The organism is Vreelandella hamiltonii (genome assembly GCF_014651775.1).
In the GTDB taxonomy this organism is placed as follows: domain Bacteria; phylum Pseudomonadota; class Gammaproteobacteria; order Pseudomonadales; family Halomonadaceae; genus Vreelandella; species Vreelandella hamiltonii.
The window spans coordinates 40,704-61,972 of record NZ_BMXN01000016.1 but is presented as its reverse complement, the minus strand read 5'-3'; the positions used below and the strand labels follow the sequence as shown (position 1 = coordinate 61,972).

The 21,269-nt window shown below is 61.6% G+C and carries 22 protein-coding genes; 9 read left to right on the top strand and 13 right to left on the bottom strand.

All coding sequences use genetic code 11. The features are described from left to right. Positions 1-55: 55 nt before the first annotated feature. The 3 genes from IE091_RS13220 to IE091_RS13210 all read left to right on the top strand — a co-directional run bounded on the left by IE091_RS13220 (position 56) and on the right by IE091_RS13210 (position 5,326). Complete coding sequence (locus IE091_RS13220; protein WP_189463842.1) at positions 56-2,230, top strand: malate synthase G; 2,175 nt, start codon at positions 56-58, stop codon at positions 2,228-2,230. Positions 2,231-2,324: 94 nt separating this feature from the next. Continuing rightward, positions 2,325-2,750 (top strand): PaaI family thioesterase, encoded by a 426-nt coding sequence (locus IE091_RS13215; RefSeq protein WP_189463841.1) that lies wholly within the window; start codon positions 2,325-2,327, stop codon positions 2,748-2,750. An 83-nt stretch (positions 2,751-2,833) separates the two neighbouring features. Then, entirely contained in the window at positions 2,834-5,326 is a 2,493-nt protein-coding gene (locus IE091_RS13210; RefSeq protein ID WP_189463840.1) for an EAL domain-containing protein, read from the top strand. Here the strand turns inward: IE091_RS13210 and IE091_RS13205 are convergent. After that, complete coding sequence (locus IE091_RS13205) at positions 5,301-5,684, bottom strand: DUF423 domain-containing protein (protein WP_096921816.1); 384 nt, start codon at positions 5,682-5,684, stop codon at positions 5,301-5,303. The two genes, IE091_RS13210 and IE091_RS13205, sit on opposite strands and share 26 nt — an antisense overlap. 141 nt (positions 5,685-5,825) lie before the next feature. On the opposite strand from IE091_RS13205, the gene thiS reads away from it, so the two are divergent. Genes thiS through trmB form a run of 3 tightly spaced genes read left to right on the top strand, consistent with a single transcriptional unit; the run spans position 5,826 to position 7,633 of the window. Continuing rightward, the gene (gene thiS / locus IE091_RS13200) at positions 5,826-6,047 is read left to right on the top strand and encodes a sulfur carrier protein ThiS (protein ID WP_189463839.1); all 222 of its coding nucleotides are present in this window, start codon (positions 5,826-5,828) and stop codon (positions 6,045-6,047) included. A gap of 29 nt (positions 6,048-6,076) precedes the next feature. Continuing rightward, positions 6,077-6,871: a thiazole synthase gene (locus IE091_RS13195; protein WP_096921814.1), complete on the top strand. Its 795-nt coding sequence runs from the start codon at positions 6,077-6,079 to the stop codon at positions 6,869-6,871. A gap of 12 nt (positions 6,872-6,883) precedes the next feature. Continuing rightward, on the top strand, positions 6,884-7,633 hold the full coding sequence (gene trmB, locus IE091_RS13190) for a tRNA (guanosine(46)-N7)-methyltransferase TrmB (RefSeq protein WP_096921813.1): 750 nt from the start codon (positions 6,884-6,886) through the stop codon (positions 7,631-7,633). A 253-nt stretch (positions 7,634-7,886) separates the two neighbouring features. Here the strand turns inward: trmB and IE091_RS13185 are convergent, their stop codons facing one another. Then, positions 7,887-8,804, bottom strand: a complete 918-nt coding sequence (locus IE091_RS13185) for an AEC family transporter (RefSeq protein ID WP_189463838.1) — start codon at positions 8,802-8,804, stop codon at positions 7,887-7,889. A gap of 60 nt (positions 8,805-8,864) precedes the next feature. Here IE091_RS13185 and IE091_RS13180 point away from each other — a divergent pair, with 60 nt between their 5' ends. Together IE091_RS13180 and IE091_RS13175 are read left to right on the top strand one after the other, a co-directional pair. Continuing rightward, entirely contained in the window at positions 8,865-9,416 is a 552-nt protein-coding gene (locus tag IE091_RS13180; RefSeq protein WP_229800838.1) for a hypothetical protein, read from the top strand. A gap of 4 nt (positions 9,417-9,420) precedes the next feature. Beyond that, positions 9,421-10,026 carry an SCO family protein gene (locus IE091_RS13175; RefSeq protein ID WP_016915439.1) on the top strand — a complete coding sequence of 202 codons (606 nt, stop codon included), beginning with the start codon at positions 9,421-9,423 and terminating at the stop codon, positions 10,024-10,026. Here IE091_RS13175 and IE091_RS13170 read toward each other — a convergent pair. The 7 genes from IE091_RS13170 to IE091_RS13140 all read right to left on the bottom strand — a co-directional run bounded on the left by IE091_RS13170 (position 10,023) and on the right by IE091_RS13140 (position 16,321). Continuing rightward, positions 10,023-11,105 carry an alpha/beta hydrolase family protein gene (locus tag IE091_RS13170; RefSeq protein ID WP_096921811.1) on the bottom strand — a complete coding sequence of 361 codons (1,083 nt, stop codon included), beginning with the start codon at positions 11,103-11,105 and terminating at the stop codon, positions 10,023-10,025. The genes IE091_RS13175 and IE091_RS13170 overlap by 4 nt on opposite strands. A 3-nt stretch (positions 11,106-11,108) precedes the next feature. After that, the gene (locus IE091_RS13165; RefSeq protein ID WP_189463837.1) at positions 11,109-11,789 is read right to left on the bottom strand and encodes a BamJ family beta-barrel-assembly machinery protein; all 681 of its coding nucleotides are present in this window, start codon (positions 11,787-11,789) and stop codon (positions 11,109-11,111) included. Between the two features lie 141 nt (positions 11,790-11,930). After that, positions 11,931-12,374 (bottom strand): universal stress protein, encoded by a 444-nt coding sequence (locus IE091_RS13160; protein WP_016915442.1) that lies wholly within the window; start codon positions 12,372-12,374, stop codon positions 11,931-11,933. Between the two features lie 15 nt (positions 12,375-12,389). Continuing rightward, a complete protein-coding gene (locus IE091_RS13155) occupies positions 12,390-13,673 on the bottom strand; it encodes a TRAP transporter large permease (RefSeq protein WP_039178791.1) in 1,284 nt (427 codons plus the stop codon). Positions 13,674-13,690: 17 nt separating this feature from the next. Next, positions 13,691-14,278 (bottom strand): TRAP transporter small permease, encoded by a 588-nt coding sequence (locus IE091_RS13150; RefSeq protein ID WP_096921809.1) that lies wholly within the window; start codon positions 14,276-14,278, stop codon positions 13,691-13,693. A gap of 229 nt (positions 14,279-14,507) precedes the next feature. Further along, on the bottom strand, positions 14,508-15,554 hold the full coding sequence (locus IE091_RS13145) for a TRAP transporter substrate-binding protein (protein WP_096921808.1): 1,047 nt from the start codon (positions 15,552-15,554) through the stop codon (positions 14,508-14,510). Positions 15,555-15,739: 185 nt separating this feature from the next. Continuing rightward, positions 15,740-16,321 (bottom strand): TIGR02444 family protein, encoded by a 582-nt coding sequence (locus IE091_RS13140; RefSeq protein WP_229800837.1) that lies wholly within the window; start codon positions 16,319-16,321, stop codon positions 15,740-15,742. 29 nt (positions 16,322-16,350) lie between these two features. Here IE091_RS13140 and IE091_RS13135 point away from each other — a divergent pair, with 29 nt between their 5' ends. Further along, the gene (locus IE091_RS13135; protein ID WP_189463836.1) at positions 16,351-18,297 is read left to right on the top strand and encodes an ABC-F family ATP-binding cassette domain-containing protein; all 1,947 of its coding nucleotides are present in this window, start codon (positions 16,351-16,353) and stop codon (positions 18,295-18,297) included. Positions 18,298-18,307: 10 nt separating this feature from the next. On the opposite strand, the gene dtd is transcribed toward IE091_RS13135, so the two are convergent. From dtd to thiD, 4 genes are all read right to left on the bottom strand, one after another. After that, positions 18,308-18,745, bottom strand: a complete 438-nt coding sequence (gene dtd, locus IE091_RS13130) for a D-aminoacyl-tRNA deacylase (protein ID WP_096921805.1) — start codon at positions 18,743-18,745, stop codon at positions 18,308-18,310. Positions 18,746-18,800: 55 nt separating this feature from the next. Beyond that, positions 18,801-19,379: a chalcone isomerase family protein gene (locus tag IE091_RS13125; protein ID WP_229800836.1), complete on the bottom strand. Its 579-nt coding sequence runs from the start codon at positions 19,377-19,379 to the stop codon at positions 18,801-18,803. 95 nt (positions 19,380-19,474) lie between these two features. Further along, positions 19,475-20,320: a universal stress protein gene (locus IE091_RS13120; protein WP_189463835.1), complete on the bottom strand. Its 846-nt coding sequence runs from the start codon at positions 20,318-20,320 to the stop codon at positions 19,475-19,477. A gap of 133 nt (positions 20,321-20,453) precedes the next feature. Beyond that, on the bottom strand, positions 20,454-21,269 hold the full coding sequence (gene thiD, locus IE091_RS13115) for a bifunctional hydroxymethylpyrimidine kinase/phosphomethylpyrimidine kinase (protein ID WP_039178815.1): 816 nt from the start codon (positions 21,267-21,269) through the stop codon (positions 20,454-20,456).

Genomic DNA, 21,269 nt, shown 5'->3' with positions numbered 1-21,269 from the left:
TTCACCCGAACCGTGGCACTAGAACAATCCACGGGCACCTTCACAGGAGATCCCCATGAGCGAGCGTATCACGCGCCACCGTTTACAGGTGGCAGCCGACCTGGACCGTTTCATCAACGAGCAGGCTCTGCCGGGCACCGGCGTCGACGAAAGCGCCTTCTGGGCCGGTGTCGATGCCCTATTCCACGATTTGACCCCAAAAAACCGCCAACTGCTCGAAGAGCGCGACACGCTGCAAGAGAAGCTGGACGCCTGGCACCGGGAAAACCCCGGCCCGGTCAGCGACATGCCCGCCTACCGTCGCTTCCTGAAAGAAGTGGGTTACCTGGTAGAGGCACCGAACAGCGTGAAGGCCACCACCGCCAACGTCGACCGTGAAGTGGCCATTCAAGCGGGCCCACAGCTGGTCGTACCGGTGAGCAACGCTCGCTACGCCCTGAACGCGGCCAACGCCCGCTGGGGCAGCCTGTACGATGCGCTGTACGGCACCGACGCCATCTCTGAAGAAGACGGCGCGGAAAAAGGCACCAGCTTCAACCCGAAGCGCGGCGAAAAAGTCATCGCTTACGCCCGTGGCGTGCTGGACCGTGCCGCCCCGCTGGCCACCGGTTCCCACCGGGATGCAGTGAAATACGTCATTCGCGATGGCCACCTGGTGGTCAGCCTGGAGGGCGGTCGTGAAACCGGCCTGCAAGATGCAGGCAAGCTGATCGGCTTCAACGGCGACGCTTCTGCCCCCGAGTCGATTCTACTGGCCAACAACGGCCTGCACCTGGAAATCCAGATCGACGCCAGCCACCCCATCGGCAAGACCGACCCGGCACACGTCAAGGACGTGGTCGTCGAAGCCGCGCTGACCGCCATCATGGACTGCGAAGACTCCGTGGCAGCGGTAGACTCCGAAGACAAGGTCGGCGTGTACAGCAACTGGCTCGGCCTGATGAAGGGCGACCTGGAAGAGAACATCGAGAAAGGCGGCAAAACCTTCACCCGCAAGCTGCACGCCGACCGCACCTGGCAAACCACCGACGGCAACAGCGTCACGCTACCGGGCCGTTCGCTGATGTTCGTGCGCAACGTAGGCCACCTGATGACCACGCCTGCGGTGCTGGACGAAAACGGCAACGAACTGCCGGAAGGCATCCTGGATGCGGTCGTGACCTCGCTGCTGGCGCTGCACGACCTGAAGAAAGACGCCGACCAGCCGCGCAACTCCCGCGCGGGTTCGGTGTACATCGTCAAGCCGAAGATGCACGGGCCAAAAGAAGTCGCGTTTGCCAACGAACTGTTTGGCCGCGTGGAAGACATTCTGGGCATGAGCCGTGACACCCTGAAAATGGGCATCATGGACGAGGAGCGCCGCACCACGGTCAACCTCAAGGCATGTATCGCCGAAGCCACCTCGCGCGTGGTATTCATCAACACCGGCTTCCTGGACCGCACCGGCGATGAAATGCACACCGCCATGGAAGCCGGCCCGATGGTTCGCAAGGGCGACATGAAGAGCGCCGCCTGGATCACCGCCTACGAGAAGAACAACGTGCAGGTCGGTTTGGCCTGTGGCCTGCGTGGCCGCGCCCAGATCGGTAAAGGCATGTGGGCCATGCCCGACCTGATGCACAGCATGCTGGAGCAGAAGATCGGCCATCCGAAAGCCGGTGCCAACACGGCGTGGGTACCGTCACCCACGGCGGCTGCCCTGCACGCCCTGCACTACCATCAGGTCAATGTCGCCGATATTCAGCGCGACCTGGAAGCCCAGGGCGAGCCGGATCTGCTCGACGACCTGCTCACCGTGCCGGTAGCAGAAAACGCCAACTGGTCGGATGACGAGATTCAGCAGGAGCTGGATAACAACTGCCAGGGCATTCTGGGTTACGTGGTGCGCTGGGTAGAGCACGGCGTAGGCTGCTCGAAGGTGCCGGACATTCACAACGTGGGCCTGATGGAAGACCGCGCCACGCTGCGTATCTCCAGCCAGCACATTGCCAACTGGCTGCACCATGGCATCGTCGATGCGCCACGTGTCGAGGAAACCCTCAAGCGCATGGCGAAAGTGGTCGATGAGCAGAACGCTGGCGACCCGACGTACACCGCCATGAGCGCCGACTTTGAAGGCTCCACAGCGTTCAAAGCCGCCTCCGACCTGATCTTCAAGGGCCGCGTACAGCCCTCTGGCTACACCGAACCGCTGTTGCACGAATGGCGCCAGGTACACAAGGCCAAGTAAGCACCCGCTGAATGGCCTGCCAAGCCCCAAGGCTCGCGCCTTGGGGCTTTTTTATTTATGCTGGCTTACGTTAACGTCAAGGAGAACAACAACAATGACCGTCATGACCGTCGAGCAGATCGAGCATTTTCTGGATGAGGTCTTTCCCCAGCGCATGGGCAAGATAGAGAGCGTGGGAGAGATGTGCGCCACCATGCGTTTAACTATTGGCCATGAGCACTTGCGCCCTGGCCCTCGCGTATCGGGCCCCACCATGATGGGCTTTGCGGATGTGGCGCTCTACGTGGCGATACTGGCCCAGATAGGCCCTGAAGCGATGGCTGTGACCAGCGATCTGAACTGCCACTTTCTACGCGCGGCCTCCGGCGATCACGACATCATCGCCCACGCCAGGCTGATCAAGCTGGGCCGCCGCCTCGCGGTGGGCGAAGTGCAAATCTTTTCGGTCAGCGATGCGTCGCGCCCCGTGGTGCATGTCACTGCCAGCTATGCGCTGCCGGACAGCGCGCGCAACGTTTAATCAAGACCACGATAAATCAGGCGAATTCTTAACAATAGTTATAAAGTAGGCGCTGCCTGCCCTATCGATACGGCGATTCGTCAATGATGCTGCCCAACCTGCTACTCGACCCTCAGGCGCTCGATGCGCTGCAGGGAAAACATGATACCGCGCTGGTGATGCTGTCGTGGCTCATTGCGCTAGCGGCCTCCTATGCCAGTCTCGAGATCATTCGACTGGTGGGCAGCACCGACAACCCCTTATGGCGGCGTTCATGGCTGCTGGCCGGGGCCAGCGTCATGGGAGCAGGCGTCTGGAGCATGCACTTTGTCGGCATGCACGCCTACCAGCTGAGCTTTCCGGTCACCCATGCGCCTCTGCTGACGCTGCTCTCCGTGGTACCTGCAATCGTCGGCAGCCTGGTGGCCATGAACCTGCTCTGCCGCGATACCCTCTCCCATCGCCAGACGCTGCTGGCAGGCACGAGCCTCGGCCTGGGGATTGGCGTGATGCACTATAGCGGCATGGCAGCCATGCGCATGCCAGCAACGCTCTATTATGCACTCGACCTGTTTCTGGCCTCCCTGGTGGTGGCCGTGGGCCTGGGCATCGTCAGTGCCTATGCCTATCGGCTTTGTCGGCGGGACGAGGGCATGCGCCATTACCAGCGCTACGCTTTGTTATCGGCGCTATGCATTTCGGTGGCCGTCAGCGGCATGCACTATGTCGCCATGCAGGCAGCATGGCTAGTGCCAGACTTTCCGTTTGCCGCACACGAACAGGCGACCCTCCACGCCCACGCGTCCCACTGGATCATCTACCTGATCAGCGGAACTGCCGTGACAGCCACCCTGCTGACGCTGATCGCCATTCAGGTGCAGCATCGTTTTCAGGCCAGTCAGCGCCATGGCCACATGACCCAACGGCGTTTGTCGGAGGTCATTGCGGCTTTGCAAGACGGCGTGGTGCTGTTCGACCATTCTGCCCGCATCCGGCTGTGCAACGCCGCATTCGAGCGTCTCACCGGACTCAGCGCAGAGCAGTTGCTCGACACCTCGGTGGCCAAGGTAGTCTATGCCAAAGACCAACACACCCTGAACGGCCAGATTCAAAAGGCGCTGATAGAAGAAGATAAATGGAGCGGCATGATCACCGCGCTGCGCGCCGACGGCGAAGAGTATCCAGCCTGGCTCAGCGTGAGCCGAGTACGCTATGCGGGCCGCCAACAGCAGGATTACGTGGCACTGTTGAGTGACAGGTCCGAAGAGCATCAGGCCCAGCAGCGCGTTCACTACGCAGCCTACCACGACCGTCTGACCGGCTTGCCCAACCGCCTGGCGCTTCAGGAGCACTTGACCGCACGCCTGGAAAGCCAGCTGGAGCAGCGCCATTTTGCCTATCTGGTGCTGATCGACATCAATCGCTTCAAGGTCTTGAACGACAGCCTGGGCCAGGAAGTCGGCGATGAACTGTTGAAACAGTTGGGCAAACGCCTCCATCAGCAGGCGGACCAAAAGGCCTACACGGCACGCCTGGATGGCAATGAGTTCGCGCTTTACGGTGAGCTGGCCGCCTCTTCCCAGGCTGCCGCCGAACGTCACGTACAGCAGCGTGCGACGAGCCTGCTGGCCAGCTTGTCGTCACCCTATCAGTTGCATGGCCACACCTACCCCTGCAAATTGAACGTAGGCCTGCTGGTCTGCTCATTGAGTGATGTTGCCCATATCGGCCAGCTGTTCAAGCGTGCCGGATTGGCGTTACTGGAAGCCAAACGCCAGCGGGACGGCCGACCACAGCGCTTCTGCTCGGCCATGGAGCAAGCGCTGGAAGAGCACCTGACGCTGGAGCGCGAGCTGCGCCTGGCCATTGAAAACGGCGCATTGAGCTTGCACCTTCAGCCACAGGTCGATGCGCAGCACCAGGTCAAGGGGGCCGAGGCGCTGGTGCGCTGGCATCACCCAGAGCAAGGCATGATCTCGCCTGGACGCTTTATCCCCGTGGCCGAACAGACCGGGCTGATCCTGCCGCTGGGCACCTGGGTCTTGCAGGAAGGCTGCCGCCTGCTGGGCCGTTGGCAACACGTGCCGCACCTGCGTGCCATGAAGCTCTCACTCAACGTCAGCGTACGCCAGTTCCAGCAGCCCGACTTCGTCGAGCAGGTGGTGACGGCCCTGAGCAGCACCAAAGCGCCCCCGGAACGTTTGACGCTGGAACTCACCGAATCGCTGCTGCTCAGTGACCCGGAAGGCACCATCGACAAAATGCGTCGGCTGCGCAAGCTGGGCATCCAGTTTGCCCTGGATGATTTTGGCACCGGTTACTCGTCGCTGGCCTATCTGAAATCACTGCCGCTGGACACTCTCAAGATCGACATCGCCTTCGTCAGAGACCTGACGCTGGACATGCAGACGACACCTATCGCCGGCACCATTATCGCGCTGGCCGAAAGCTTGGGCTTGGAGGTCGTCGCCGAAGGCGTGGAAACCGCCGAGCAGCGTACCGTGCTGGAGCAGTTAGGCTGCCATGTCTATCAGGGCTACTACTTCGGCAAGCCAGTGCCCGTGGACGCTTTCATGGAAAGCGCCCCAGTAGCGTAACCGCACCTAGCGTCAGCCACCCGCCGATCAGCAGCACACCGCCGATGGGGGTGACGATACCCACGTTCAGGCCGGCCAGCACCATCAGGTAGAGCGAGCCGCTGAATGCCGCCACCCCCGTGGCCCACAGAGCCAGTACCCAGTGCTGGCCAGGGTGTGGGCATTGGCTACGCCAAGCCAGCAGCACCATCATGGCCAGCGTATGCCACGCCTGATAGCGCACGCCGGTTTCCACCACCTCGACCATGGCCGCGCTGGTGCGTGCAGAAAGCCCGTGGGCCGCGTAAGCGCCCAGCATGACCATCATCGCCCCCGAAAGCGCCGCCACTCCCCACCACCACCGATCTCCTTGCTGCACACCCTGCTCCTTTTACTCAGGTTAGCGGCTTGCCGCCGCACCGTTAATCGTCGAGATATTGCGTGCTGCGCATACCTAGCCGAGGCTGAAACCGCTACAATAAGGCCCGTTTCGCTTCACCCACTGGGACGCTCACTGTTTATGTCTACCCCCAATGAGTCGATACAGCTTACGCTCAATGGCGAAGCCTACGCCATTGCCCCAGGCCTGACCGCCGCTGACCTGGTCGCCCAACTGGGCTTGAGCGGGCGGCGGATCGCCGTCGAGATCAATGAACAGATCGTGCCCAAAAGCCAGCTGGCCACCACTCCGCTCGCCGAAGGCGACCAGATCGAAGTCGTTCACGCCATTGGTGGCGGCTAACGGCCATCGAGCTTTTTCAAGGAATCGCTATGACGCAACTGACCGACACACCGTTCACCATTGCCGGACGTGATTTTACTTCCCGCCTGCTGGTAGGCACCGGCAAGTACAAAGACTTTACCGAAACCGGTGCTGCGATTGCCCAGAGCGGTGCCGAGATCGTCACCTTTGCCGTGCGCCGCACCAACCTTGGCCAGGACGCCGATGCGCCGAACCTGCTCGACGTCATCTCGCCCAAGCAGTACACCCTGCTGCCCAATACCGCGGGCTGCTACAACGCCAAGGATGCGATCCGCACCTGCCGCCTGGCCCGCGAGCTGCTGGATGGCCACAACCTCGTGAAGCTGGAAGTGCTGGGCGATGATCACACGCTCTACCCCAACGTGGTCGAGACGCTAAAAGCCGCAGAAACCCTGCTGGCCGACGGCTTCGACGTCATGGTGTACACCAGTGATGACCCCATCGTGGCACGTGAGCTGGAAGCCATGGGCTGCTGTGCCATCATGCCGCTGGGCTCGCTGATTGGTTCGGGCCACGGCATTCAGAACCCGCACAACGTGCGCCTGATCGTCGAGCAGAGCAAGGTCCCCGTATTGGTAGACGCCGGTATCGGGACGGCCTCGGATGCCGCCATGGCCATGGAGCTGGGATGCGACGGGGTACTGCTGAATACCGCGATTGCCCACGCACGCGACCCGCTGCGCATGGCCAACGCCATGAAGCTGGCCGTGGAAGCTGGCCGCGACGCCTTTTTGGCCGGGCGCATGCCGCGCCGCCAGAGCGCCGACCCCTCTTCGCCATTTGCAGGCCGAATCAACGGCTGATACAGAGACATCATGACCGACACCAACGACACTGTGCCGAACGGCAACACCACTGGCCCGGAGAGCGCCGATGCGCCATTGCATCGTCGCGGCATCAAAAGCTACGTGATCCGTGCCGGGCGCATGACCCAGGCCCAGCAGCGCGGCCTGGAAGAAGTATGGCCACGCCTGGGCTTGACCATTGCCGATGGCCGCCAGGATCTGGATGCCCTGTTTGGCCGCCAAGCCCCCCGCGTGGTGGAAATCGGCTTTGGCATGGGCAATTCGCTGATCGAACAGGCAGAAACCCATCCGGATACCGACTTCATCGGCATCGAAGTACACGCCCCTGGCGTGGGCAAGCTGCTGGACGAGGTCGACAAGCGCGGTTTGACCAACCTGCGGGTGTACCGTGAAGATGCGCTGGCCGTCCTCGAGCAGTGCTTGCCGGAAGCCTCGCTGACGACCCTGCAACTGTTCTTCCCCGACCCATGGCCGAAGAAAAAGCACCACAAGCGGCGCATCGTCCAGCCGGCCTTCGTCGAGCTCATTCGCACACGCCTCATGCCCGGCGGCACCTTCCATATGGCCACCGACTGGGAAGCCTATGCCGAATGGATGGCCGACGTGATGGAGGCCGCCCCTGGCTACGCCAACACCGCCGATCAAGACACGGCCCCCTACGTACCGCGCCCGGAATTCCGCCCGCTCACCAAGTTCGAAGCGCGCGGCGAGAAGCTCGGCCACGGAGTGTGGGATTTGATCTACCGTCGAGAAGCCTGACGTTCGATTGGCAGCGGGCCACCCGCGGCCCTGCATCTGCCGCGACGAACTTGCCAAAAGACCTACCCACCAAAAAAAGAAAGCCGCTCCAAGGGAGCGGCAAAAGACCGTGACTAGCAATGAGAGGGAGAAACCATGACAGGAAACTGGCGGTTTCTGTCTTGGTCTGTGGCGTCTCATCAAACGCCACACCCACAATGTAATAGTTCTCATTTACTACGTCAACACAAATGCGAATACTTTTTATTTATTTTTATCCTCCTACCCATTGCAGCCACATCGGCAGCGTCAGCATCGCCAATAGCGTCTGTCCAGTGATGATCGCCGCCATGAGCTCGGCATCGCCGCCCAACTGTCGCGCCAGGATATAGGCCGATGTGGCCGTGGGCAGCGCCGCAAAGAGCAGCGCCACATCTCGGCTGACGGGGTCCAGTCTCAACGCCCAGGCCAACACCAGCACCAATACAGGCATCAGCACCAGCTTGATGGTATTGGTGGCCAGCACACCGCGGTCGAAGCGCAGCAACGCACGCGGGCGCAGCGCCACCCCGACCGCCACCAGTCCCAGCGGCAAGGCAGCCCCCCCCAGCAGCGAGACGGTGTCTTCGCTCCAGCCGGGCAGGCCGATGCCGCTCATGTTCAAGGCAATCCCCACCAGACAGCCCAGAATCAGCGGATTCTTGATCAGCGCCAGGGCGCTTTTGCCCACGCTGGCGCTGCCTAGGGTGCCCGCTGCCACAAAGCTGGCGACGCACATCACGTTGACGATAGGCACCATCAGCGCCACGGCCACGGCAGCCGTCGTGGCTCCTAGGCTGCCATGCAGCGCGGCGGCACCCGCGACACCCACGTAGGTATTGAAACGGACGGCCCCCTGGAAGACGGACGTGAACGCCGCTGGCTCCAGTGCCAACCAGCCCCGAAAATGCCAGAGCGCCATACCGAACAGGGCCATCGCCCCCAGCAGCACCAGCGCCAGCCGCCCGACAGGAACCTGACTGACGTCCGCGGTAGCCAACGTGCCCACCAGCATGGCGGGGAACAGCACAAAGTAGATCAAGCGCTCCATCTGTACCCAGAACTCACTGCTGGGCCAGCGGCGGTTGCCTAGTAGAACGCCCAGCAGAATCAGTAGAAACAGGGGGCCAAGCGCGCCCGTAATACTCTCCATTTGTTTTCCTTATCAAGTGCGACATCCCAGCACAGCGACATCCGCTGGATAGCTGTTACCATGAATCCAACTTCCCCGCCTCACGGCTTGCGTAGCGACTATTCTGCCATGAAGAAATTGCCTAAACCCGTCGAGCTGACGGGTTTTCCAGCGCTGAAAGTGTTGATACTGGTCACGGGCCTCGCGCTGGCGGCCTGCACCTGGTATGCCTTTGCCAACTGGCTGAAGGGCGACAGCGATGTGGTCTGGTTCTCGCCCAGCGGTGAGTGCAACTTGCATACTAGCCAATGTTCGGCAACGCTGGGAGACAAGGGTCACCTATCCCTCTCCATCGATGCCCATGGGCGTATCCAGGCGCTGGAAGTGCTGCCTCTGGACGTCGAAGTGGACGGCGTCAGCGCCAGTCAGGTGACCGTCGACTTCGTGGGCCGAGACATGGACATGGGCTTGCACCGTTTCACGCTCACCGAAACGGCGCCCGGCCATTTCCATGGCCAGGGTCAGGTGGGCATTTGCACCCAGGACGTCATGCCCTGGCGAGCACGGGTCATTCTCGATACGCCCGAGGGCAAACTGGGTAGCTGGTTCGATTTCGATGTCACAAGGAGCTGAAGGCATGGCCGCAGCAAATAAACGTAAACCGCTGGTGTGGGGATTGGCACTGCTGGGGGTCCTGTTGACGGTCAGCGCCGTCGGGATGTACCAGCTGGCCACCCCGTCGAACGACGGCGAGCCGCAAGGCGGTCCCATCGCCATGCCCTCCACCCATGGCGACTTTACGCTGACCCAACTGGATGACGACGAGATCGCCGTGGTCTCTTTCGGTTACACCTACTGCCCAGACGTCTGCCCCATGAACCAGGCCGTGAAGCGCCAAGTGCTGTCACAGCTGGACGAACAGCAGCGTGAGCGTGTGGTGCCGGTGATGATCACCGTGGACCCGGAACGCGATACGCTGGAGCGCATGAATGAATACATGCAGTTTTTCGGCGAGGAGTTCGTGGGGCTGGTGGGCAGCCAGGAGCAGTTGAGCGATGTTGCCGAGCGCTATGGCGTCATCTGGCGCCGTGTCGAGGCGCCGGATTCGGCCATGGCCTATACCATTGACCATAGTGCGTCACTGTTTCTGGTGAACCGCGAGGGAACCATCCTGCAGCGGGTGCTCTACTCGCCCACCCCCCATGGGTTGAAATCTGCCTTGGAGAGCGAGCTGGGCGGCTAGTCCGCCTCCTGCGCGCTTTCCTCTGCGGGAGCGTCGGGCGCCTCTTGGAGTCGCTCGACCATGGCCATCAGGGCTTTGGCCTGCGTGCCTTCTCGGGTGTCATGCAAAGGGTTGATTTGCCATGTGCTTTCGGCAAACCCCCACCAGTCCCAACAGGCTTGCGGGTTGGCCATGCTGCTTTCGGTCTGGGGGTAGAGGATGATCTGCCCGTGCTCCTCGGCCCAGCGGTTCAGGCCGCTGTAGCGAGCAAAGGTGTCGCCAATCGCTTCGTCATTCATCTGGCAGCCATGCAACGCCACGGTGACGGGGCAGCCTCCCGCGTCACACGCCTCGGGTACGAAGACATAGCCCGTATCGGCCAAGCCCTTGACGGCAAACTCGGACTGATCGAAGCGCCGTAACTCGCCTTCACTCTCCTGCACTGGCCGCTCGGGGTAGAGCCAGTCCAGCATATCGGCGGCCACATTGTCGCCACAGGCCAGTACGTGACTACCACCGCCCAGGTGGCAGTCGCCCAGGGATTGCGGGTCGATGGGAGCATCCTTGGGCATGGCCACCGGCCAGCCGTGCCCGGTGTTTTCACGCTGCACATAGCGCAGCTGCTCGTCGGGCTCTGCCAGCCAACCTTGCCACTGTTTGGCTAACACATCACCCAACGCGGGTGAAACCGTTGCATCGGCATCGCCATGCCACACGTAGGTTCTGAGCTGGCGCAGCGCCTCGCGGCTGCCTACTTGCTCCAGCGCCATATAGCGCTCATGGCGCTGTTCCAGCGTGTCCAGTGAAGGCAAGCCTCGGCGGGTCATCATGCACTGGTTGAGCGCCAGGCTCAGCGCCCCCTGGGCACAGCCCCAAGGGCCTGCGCCCAGCACCCCAACGCCGCTGAAACGCTCCGGCCAGGCAACGGCCAGCTGCGTGGCCATGTAGCCCCCCGACGAAACGCCCACCACTGAAGCAGCCTCGGGCATCGCACCCAACGCAGGCAGGTCAGTTGGCGGCGTTTCCGCCTGAGCATGGGCAGCACTGCCGCCCATGAGCATCAATACGCCCAGCAGGCGATAGGGAGTGGCGGCAGGCATGGGTTACTCGACGCCCAGCAGTTCAACGCGGAAAGTGAGCATCTCGTTCGGACCGATCGGACCTTGACCGCGCTCGCCGTAAGCCAGCTCGGCAGGGATATAGAGCATCCAGCTGTCGCCCACGCTCATCAGTTGCAGCGCTTCCTGCCAACCTTCGATGACCTGATTCACCTGGAAACTGACCGACTGGCCACGCTCGAAGGAGCTATCGAACACGGTGCCATCCAGCAGCATGCCTTCGTAGTTCACTTCCACGGTATCTTCAGGTCCGGGCGTGTCGCCATCGCCAGACTCCAGCACTTCATATTGAAGGCCCGACTCGGTGACTTCCACACCCTCACGCTCGGCGTTCTCTTCCAGGAAGGCCTGGCCTTCTTCCAGGTTCAGCTGGGCAATTTCAGCGGCCTGCTGCTCGCGGGCCTCCATGGAGCTTTCCTGGAAGTTCATCAGCGCTTCCATCATCTCTTCTTCGCTCATCGCCAGCTCATTGCCGTCGAAAACGTCGCGCATGCCATCGGTGAAGGCATCGAGATCCAGATCTTCGATATCCGCCTGCATGCTCTCGCCCAACGTCACCCCCAGGCTGTAAGCCAGGCGTTGCTCGTCGGTCTCGGGGGCTGCGGCGGCGAACGGTGCTACCAGCAACAAACCAGTCAGGGCAGTAGAAGTCACAAGTGCTTTCATGGAAAAACCTTATCCAGCGGCGCAGCGCGCCAACGTGTTGTCGAATCTCTAAAGACTAACACCCGCCGCGTCAGGCTGCATTACCTGACGCGGCGGGTGTTGTTCAGGCGTTCTCTTCAGACAACAGGATGCCGCAGAGGTTTACACCACTAGCGTAGGGCAGTGTGCCGCCCCAGCCACGCGCTGGGACACGCTGCCCAACAGCAGGTTCTTCTCGCCGTTGGTGCCCTGGGCGCCGATCACGATCAAATCGCACTCCCGCTTGCGCGCAAAGCGCACGATGGTACGCGAGGGGCGCCCGCCCTTGACGAAAGCGCGCACGCGCAGGCTATCGGCACCCAGTTCGATGGCATGCGACTTGGCGTGCACCGCAATTTCGGTGGCGTACTCCTTCAAGGCATCGTCCGGCAGGTCGAGCTTGTTGGGTCTCACCATGGAGAGCGACGCTTCCAGCAGGCTGTGATGCTTGAACACGCACAGCAGGTAGAGCTCTGCCCCAGTGAGCATGTGCAGGCCAACGGCCTTCTCCAGCGCCTTGATGGCTCCCTTGGAGCCATCCACAGGAATCAAGATGCGGTTGAACATAAGCGCTCCTGGCGGCTAGCGGAATGCAAGGTCGCGCAGGAACAGCGCAATCTGCGGGAACATGATGATCAGGGCCGCCGCGAGAATCAGCATGAAAATGAAGGGCGGCGTGCCGCGGATCACTTCCAGGTAAGGCCGCTTGAAAATCGCAATGGCGGTAAAGATGTCACACCCAAAGGGCGGCGTTGCCGAGCCAATGGCCACCTGCAGGGTGATCAGTACCCCCACCAGAACCGGGTCCAGCCCCGAAGCCGCAATCGCCGGTGCAAAAATGGGGGTCAGCACTAGAATCACCACGATGGGATCGACGAACATGCAGGCCACGAAGAAGGCGATCGAAATGGCCACCAGCACGCCCACGGGCCCCGCTTCATTGATTCCGAAGGTGCCCAGAATCGTCTGCGGGATCTGGGCAAACGAGATGATCCACGAGAAGCCGTTGCCTGCCGCCACCAGGATAAACACCACGGCGGTGATCAAGCCCGTGGACTTGGCAATGGTGAACATGTCCGGCAGCTTCAGCGAGCGGAAAATCACGAATTCCAGCAGGAAGGCGTACAGCACACAGGCCGCTGCCGCCTCGGTCGGGCTAAATACCCCACCGTAAATACCACCGACGATCAGCACTGGAAAACCTAGTGGCCAAAGCGCCTTTTGCACGGCCACGGCTCGCTCTTTCCAGCTGGCCTTGGGCTCGGTGGGCACCTTGTTGACGATGGCGTAGATGATGCAATAGGCAGAAAACATGGCCAAAATCAGCAGGCCGGGCCCGATACCGGCAATGAACAGCTCGGCAATCGACGTTTGTGATACCACCCCGTAAATGATCATGCCGATACTGGGCGGTATCAAAAAGGCGATGTCGCTGGAGTTGATGATCAGCGCCAGGGTGAAGGGATCTTTGTAGCCTGCCTTCAGCATGCGCGGGCGCAACGGGGAGCCCACGGCCACCACGGTGGCCTGGGTAGACCCGGACACGGCACCAAACAGCGTGCAGGAGACCGCCGTACTGACGGCCAGGCCGCCTTTGATGTGGCCCACGAAGGTCATCACCATGTCGATCAATCGATTGGCCGACTGCCCGCGGGTCATGATGTCGGCTGCCAGAATGAACATGGGCACCGCAATCAGCGCGGTGGGGCTGATGCCGCGCATCATCTGCTGAATGAGCGTTTCCATCTGGCCCAGGCCGCCGAAGCTCATGAAAAATCCCACGAAGGCCGCGGTCATCAAGGGGATCATCATCGGGAAGCCGAGCAGCAGCAGCACGATCATGAGGGTAATTATCGTCGCAGTCATGCGTGTTTCCTCGCTGCCTAGACTTCGGTTTCGGTGTCCTTGTAGCCGTCCACCACATGCGTGGACAGGTACACATCCTTCGAAAGCAGGTTAGTGATCGCCGTCATGACGTACTGAATACCGGTAACGGCAAAGCCCACCGGCACCCAGACGTACATCCACCAGGCAGGAATGCCCGTGGAGGGCAAGCTACGGCCTCGGCTCATGATGGTGTCGATATAACCAATCGAGAAGTAGCACAGCACGAACATCACTAGCGCCGTAAACAGACTGATGAAGACCATCAGCGCGCGGCGACCGCCCGTGGGCAGGGCATCGTAGATCGCCGACATGCGGATATGCCGACCATGCCGAGCGGCATAGCCAATCCCGGCGAAGGTCACCAGCACGATCAGCATGCGGTTGACCTCTTCGGAAAAGTGCAGGCTTTCACCAAACACGAAGCGGCCAATGACGTTGGCCACGGTGTTGATGGCCATCAGAATGACACCCGAGGCCAAGATGAAGGCTTCGGCCTTGCTGATCCACGTATCAACGGTACCCAGCAGCCCAGGCAGCATAGAGCGATACTGTTTTTCAGCAATATCATCTTCGCTCATATCCATTGGAGTTGTTCCTCTCTGTTCCCGTTACACTTGTCGGTCTACCTTGCTACTGTAGCGGCTCGACTCAGCCCACCATTCAACGCTGATTAGCCGCACCCTGCGTCACGCTTGAAGGGTGTTGCTCTTCACGGAGTGGTGAACAAAAAAGGGGCAGCACTTGGCCACCCCTTTTGCTTTCAAGCATTTGCGGGCATTGTGGGCGTCAGCCCTGCCAAGCCCTTGCCATGAATCAGTTGCTGGTCACCGCTTCGAGGTCTTCCTTGAACTGCTCGAGCAGTGCCGCACCGCGCTCGCCAGTCATCTCCACGAAGCGCTCTTCTACCTGGGGCGCACGCTCGCGGAAGGCTTGAATCTGCTCTTCATCGAGACGGGTCACGGTCACGTCATCGGAGGCGGCCTGGATTTTCTCCAGTGACTCGTCAGCCAAGCCCGAGATGTGCTCCATGGTGTGCTCGTAAGCCGCTTCCGTGGCATCACGCACCAGCTGCTGGTCATCTTCCGAGAGACCTTCGAAGAAGTCCTGGTTGGCCATCATGGCGGTGGTGAACCAGCCATGGCCGGTGAACACCAGGTTGGGGGAGACTTCATACAGGCCGCCCGACTCGATCCAGAAGATGGGGTTTTCCTGGCCCTGCAGAATGTTGGTTTGCAGGCCACCATAGACCTCACCCCAAGGCAGCGGCGTGGGGCTGGCACCAAAGGCGCGGTAGGTTTCCGCCAGCAGCGGGTTGGTCATGGTGCGGATGTTCTTGCCACGCAGCTCGTCTGGCGAAGTAAACGGCTCGTCGAGGGTGACGACCATCTCACCCTCTGGGTACATCTTCAGCAGCTCCAGACCCTGCTCTGCGTAGAGCTCCGGGAAGGTTTCATGGATCGCGGTGCTGGAGTTGAAGAACTCGATGACCGTTTCTTCATCGGTGGGCAGCAGGTAAGGCACGAAGAAGATTTGCGCTTCGGGGATCAGCGCCCCCGTGAAACCGGGAGACTGGTTGACGAACTGCAGAATGCCCGCCTGAGTCTGCTCCATGATGTCGTCGGACTCGCCCAACTCACCAAAGCGATACACCTGAACGGTGTGGTCGGAGTTCTCTTCCACGTACTCCTTGAACGCAATGGCAAAGACGTCCTGAACGTCGCCTTCGTACTCTTCATGGGCATAGCGCCAGTTGTCTGCCTGCGCGGCAGCGCTCAGGCCCAGCAGCAGAGCACCTACGCTCGCGGACGTGATGAGTTTCGTGGTGAGTGAACGGGTCGAAACAAACTTGTTTGGCTTCATACAGAGTTCCCTGGCAGTGGTAGCACGCTCTATGAGCGAGCATGAATTTGGTGTTATCTGTCCAGTGCTGTCTGGTCATCCGCTAACCACGCAGAAACGCTTTTGCCGATTGACTCATTGCTGTGGGTTAGCGGGCGATCGCCGCACAATTGGCACGGGTTGCCCAAAAACAGCCTAATTTCAGGCTAGCGTGGTGATTTACAGTGGTCAAGCCGACTTGCCAGGCATTCCAGCGCAGCAGCGATGTCATCGCGCACGCGTAAATCATGCAGTGAAGCGCTGTCAACATCGGCCAAAAAAAGCCTATTTTGCAGCCAAATGCTGCCATCTTGCTGACTAGCAACGACTTCTTCCAAACGCTGCGAGGCATGCTCAGGCGCCTGAGCCCACTGCTGCCAACGTTGAAGATTTACACGCTCGGCCTGCAGCTCGGCGGTCTTGATGGTCTTGCGCAACGCATCGATGGCCTCGTCCTCGGCCGCCTGACGCTTCAATTCACGGCGTAGATGACGTAATGGCTCGGTAAACTGGCCCTGCCAATGCGCTCGCTCACGGCTGATATCGGCAAGCGCCTCGCGCCTGGCCTGAAGGCCGTGGCAATACAGCCATCCATGCAGCAACAGCTCGCAGACATCGACATCGGCGGCGTCCTGCAGCGTCAAGCACGCCTGCTCCACACCGGGCTGAGCATAAAAGGCCAGCGCAAAATCCCATAGCGAACGGTGCTGCAAAGCCTGCTGCAAGTCCTGCAATCGGTTAGAATCCATGAATTTACCCACTGGTTTCGGGAGAAAGCATGATCGCACTGCGCCAAGTCGCCCTGCAACGAGGTACGCAAACGCTCCTGGAAAGCGCCGACCTGACCCTGCACAACGGGGTCAAGGCAGGCATCATCGGGGCCAACGGGGCAGGCAAGTCGAGCCTGTTCAAACTGCTGCTGGGCGAGCTGGGCCCGGACCAGGGCGATGTAGAGATGAGCGGTGGCCAGCGTATCGCACACATGGCTCAGGAAGTGGAAGCGCTGGACCGCCCCATCGTCGAATACGTGCTGGATGGCGATCATGCCCTGCGCCAGGCCGAAGCCGACCTGCTGGCCGCCCAGCAGGCGGGGGATGCCCACCGTGAAGCCGAGCTGCATGGTCTGATCGAGACGCTGGACGGCTACAGCGCCGCCTCCCGCGCCGCCCAGCTGCTGGTGGGGCTGGGCTTCATACAGGCCGACCTGCAGCGCCCGCTTTCCGATTTTTCCGGTGGCTGGCGTATGCGAGTCAATCTGGCCCGCACTCTGTTCATGCCTTCCGACCTGCTGCTGCTCGACGAGCCGACCAACCACCTGGACCTGGATGCACTGCTGTGGCTGGAGCAGTGGCTGGTACGTTACCCAGGCACGCTGCTGCTGATCTCTCACGACCGCGACTTCCTGGATGCCGTGTGCGACCACATCGTCCACATGCATCATCAGACCCTGGAGCTTTACCGGGGCAACTACTCACGCTTCGAGCGTACCCGTGCCGAAAAGCTCGCGCTCCAGCAGGCCGAAGCCGCCAAGCAGCAGGCGCGCCGTGAGGAAATAGAGCGGTTCATCGCCCGCTTCAAGGCCAAGGCGACCAAGGCTCGCCAGGCCCAGAGCCGCATGAAGATGCTCGAGCGCATGGAAGATATCGCCATGGCGCACGTGGACTCGCCCTTCCACTTCACGCTACCCGCCGCCGACAAGACCTCTCACCCCCTGCTGGTGCTGGACCAGGCAACCCTGGGATATCGCAGCGAAGCGGCCGATGTCGCGCAGCTGGAAAAGGTCAATATCACCCTGCTACCCGGTAGCCGCATTGGCTTGCTGGGCCCCAACGGCGCGGGCAAATCCACGCTGATCAAATCGCTGACCGGCGAGCTGGCCCTGCTGGAGGGCAAGCGGGTGCCCGGCGAGCATCTGGCGATTGGTTACTTTGCCCAGCATCAGTTGGAAGGGCTGGACGTGACCACCACCCCGTTTGTCCACGTCCAGCGGCTCTCACCTACTGCCAGCGATCAGGACATTCGCAACTTCCTGGGCGGCTTCGGTTTCAAGGGCGATGACGCCTTCGGCGAGGTGGCGACCTTCTCGGGAGGCGAGAAGGCGCGCCTGGCCCTGGCCCTGGTGGCCTGGCAAAAACCCAACCTGCTGCTGCTGGACGAACCGACCAACCACCTGGACCTGGAAATGCGCGAAGCGCTCACCGAAGCGCTGGCCGCTTTCGAGGGCACGGTCATCCTGGTTTCCCACGATCGTCACCTGCTGCGCGCCACGGTCGATGAGTTCTGGCGTGTGGCCGACCATCGGGTCGAGCCGTTCGATGGCGACCTGGAGGATTACCGCGCCTGGCTGAAAGCACGCCTGGAAGAGAGCCGCCGCGACGCACGCAGCGAGAAGAGCGAACGCCAGGGGCAGCAGCCTACGACCGATCGCAAGGCCGCTCGCAAGGCTGCCGCCGAGCTGCGTGAAAAGCTGCGACCCTTGAAAAAGGTTCGTGATCAGGCCGAAAAACAGATGGAGAAGGCCCAGGCGGCGCTGGAAGAAGTCGAAACCGTGCTGGCCGATGCCACGCTGTATACCGACAGCGCCCGCAAGGCGGAACTGACCCAGGCGCTGGCCCGGCAAGCCGATGCCAAGGTCGAGCTGGAGCGCACCGAGCAGGCCTGGCTGGCCGCCGAAGAGGCGCTGGAAGCCATGGAAGCCGAACTGCTGGCCAGCGAAAACGCCTGAGGTTTTTCCGCTACCCTTCCAGCATGAAGGTCACCGGGCCATCGTTGACCAGCGCCACCTGCATGTCGGCGCCAAACTGCCCGGTGGCCACCGGTGGGCCCGCTTGCTGCGCGCGCGCCACCAGGTAATCGAATAGCCGCTCGCCTTCCTCCGGCGGTGCGGCGCTGGAAAAACCCGGCCGCAGCCCCTTGCGGGTATCGGCGGCCAGCGTGAACTGGGACACCAGCAGCAAGCCCCCTTGGGCCTGCTGCAGGTTATGGTTCATCTTGCCCGCCTCGTCACTGAACACGCGGTAATTCAGCAACTTGTGCAACAGCTTGTCGGCATTGGCCTCGCTGTCGCCTTTTTCGACGCCGATCAGTGCCATGAGCCCGTGATCAATGGCGCCGATGACCTGTCCCTCCACCGTCACGCTGGCGGTGGTAACCCGTTGAATCAAAGCCTTCACGTCACGCTTACCCCTGGGTGATGTCTGCTCTTCAGGGGCAAGAGTCTAGCGCAGTTCAGCTGCGCCCTAACAGGGCATCCCGAAAGCCTTCGCCCAGCGGGCGCTCACCCAGCCAGATACCAAACATGGCCCGAGCAAACTCGGCGCTGTCATCCTCGAAGAGCGTCTCGCCATTGAGGGCCAGGCGCAGATGCTCGCCGTCCCAGCTCAACAGGTAACGGTCGCCAGGCGAGACATCCTGATAGCGCTGGTTGAGCTGCGCCATGCTGTCCTGAATCTGGTTGAATTCGTATAACGTCAGGGAGTCACGCAAGGTTTTTTCGGTGGCATCGGCAAAGTCGCTGGCAGAAATGGCGTGAAAATAAGCCAGTTCCAGGCGGCGCGGCACGTCGCCCAGCGGTTGCGGCTCGTTTTCGCCTTCCAGCTGGTAGTAGGCCCCCGCGTAGGCCGTCCAGATCATGTAGCGGAACACGCCACTGCCTAGCAGGGAATAGCGCTGCCCTTGGTCTTCGACCACACGGTCGAACTGCTCACCACGCTCGGTGACACTGCTGGCCATGGCCGCCGATGCCCACAGCGATGCTGCCAGCAGTAACAGGATAGTGAACGGAGTGGATTGCTTGAGTCGCCGCACGATGTTTTCCTCTTGAAGCAGAAGGAACAGGAACCTCTACGCTATACATACCCATGTTATGCGTAAAGGTTCCGTACAACCAATGGCGCGCGGTGCTACCAGGGCCGACAAATCATCACATCGCAGTGCGGCTCGCTCAGCAGCATCTCGGTAAGCGGGTTGGGTTGCTGGGGTCGGCTGCGGCTTCCCAGCATCACCAGGTCAGGCGAATGGCGCTTGATATAGTCGCCGAGCACATCGCAGGGGTTGCCCGGCTCCAGTACCAGCTGCGTATCAGGCACGCCCTGCAGTTCGTCCATCAGGCTATCGACTTCGTTATCCAGCGCCGTGCGCAGCCGGTTGACCTCATGGTCGCGCCACTGGGCGTAGAAGGCCTGATTACCCAGCTCACGCTCGCCGGGCAGGCTCCAGGCATGCAGCAGGGTAATCTGCGCCTCCGGGAAGCGTATCAGGGCTTCCTTGAGCGTCTGGCGTGCGGTGAGTGAAAAATCGATGGGCACCACGATGTGCCGCCAGGACTGCGTCGGCGGGGTGAACGCGACGACCACAGGGCATGGTGCGCTGCGCAGCACGCGCATCATGGTGGTGCCCTGCAGCAGTTCCTTCTGGCCTCGTTTGCGGTGCATACCCAGCACGATCAGCGATGCCTGACGCTCGTGGGCCTCGCGGACGATTTCCGCGTGGGGCTCGCCCACCACGGTCTGGATCATCAGCGGCGGCATCGCCAGGGCGTAGTCTTCGCGCAAATCCGTCAGCGTGGCGCTGATATCATCACTGACGGCCTGTTCCAGGTCATGCAGGGTGCGGTGCGGCAGATAAGGGTCGAGTACGTGCAGTGCACTCAAGGCCGCCCCTTGCTCATGGGCAAGGCGCAGGGCGCGCGCAAACGCGGCGCGATTTTCCTGGGAAAGATCGGAGGCAAACAGCAGCGAGCGAGACATGGCGTGCTCCTTGGCCGAATAGCGCAGCCGGTTGGATGAAACGGGCACCCTTCAGCATGGTGCCCGTTCGCCTATCTCGCAAGCCGTCTTTTATCGGCGCAGGCCCTGAGTCATTGAGCGCTTCCAGCGACGGCTACCACCAGGCATGAAAGTGGTGAACCGGGCCTCTTCCCTGGCCCACGTTCAGGCGTTCGCTGGCGGCCAGGGCCTCGTGCAACCACTGCTTGGCGGTGGTGATCGCTTCGATGGGGGCCTCGCTGCTTGCCTGCGGGGGCAGCTTGGCCAAGCATGCCGTGATCGCCGATGACAACGCACAGCCGGTGCCGTGCAGGTTGTCGGTGGCAATCCGTTCGGCGGCCAGCCAGCGCTGGCCCTGAGGGGAGGCCAGCAAATCCGGGCAGGTTTCACCCCGCAGGTGCCCACCCTTGAGCACCACGTAAGGCGCGCCCAGCGCCACCAGCTCCGGCAGCAGCGCCTCCATGTCTTCCAGCGATGCGGGCCGCGAGCGGTCCAGCAGCACGGCGGCTTCGGGAAGATTGGGAGTGATCACGTCCGCCAGGGGCACCAGAATATCGCGCACGGCGCGGATGCCGGCATCGTCCACCAGGACGTCACCGCTCTTCGCGACCATGACCGGATCCAGCACGATCCAGCGTGGGCGACGCTGCCGCAGCACGTCGGCAATGGTCTGTGCCACGTCACGGCTGGCCACCATGCCAATTTTTACGGCATCGATATGCACATCGGCCAGCAGGTGCTCTAACTGCTGACGGATGGCCGCCACCGAGACGCCATGTACCCCGGCGACACCACAAGTGTTTTGGGCGGTCAGCGCCGTGATCACGCTGGTGCCGTAGGTGCCCAGCGCGGAGAAGGTTTTCAGATCCGCCTGGATGCCCGCCCCGCCCGAGGGGTCGGAGCCAGCGATGGTCAATACGTTGGCAATCAT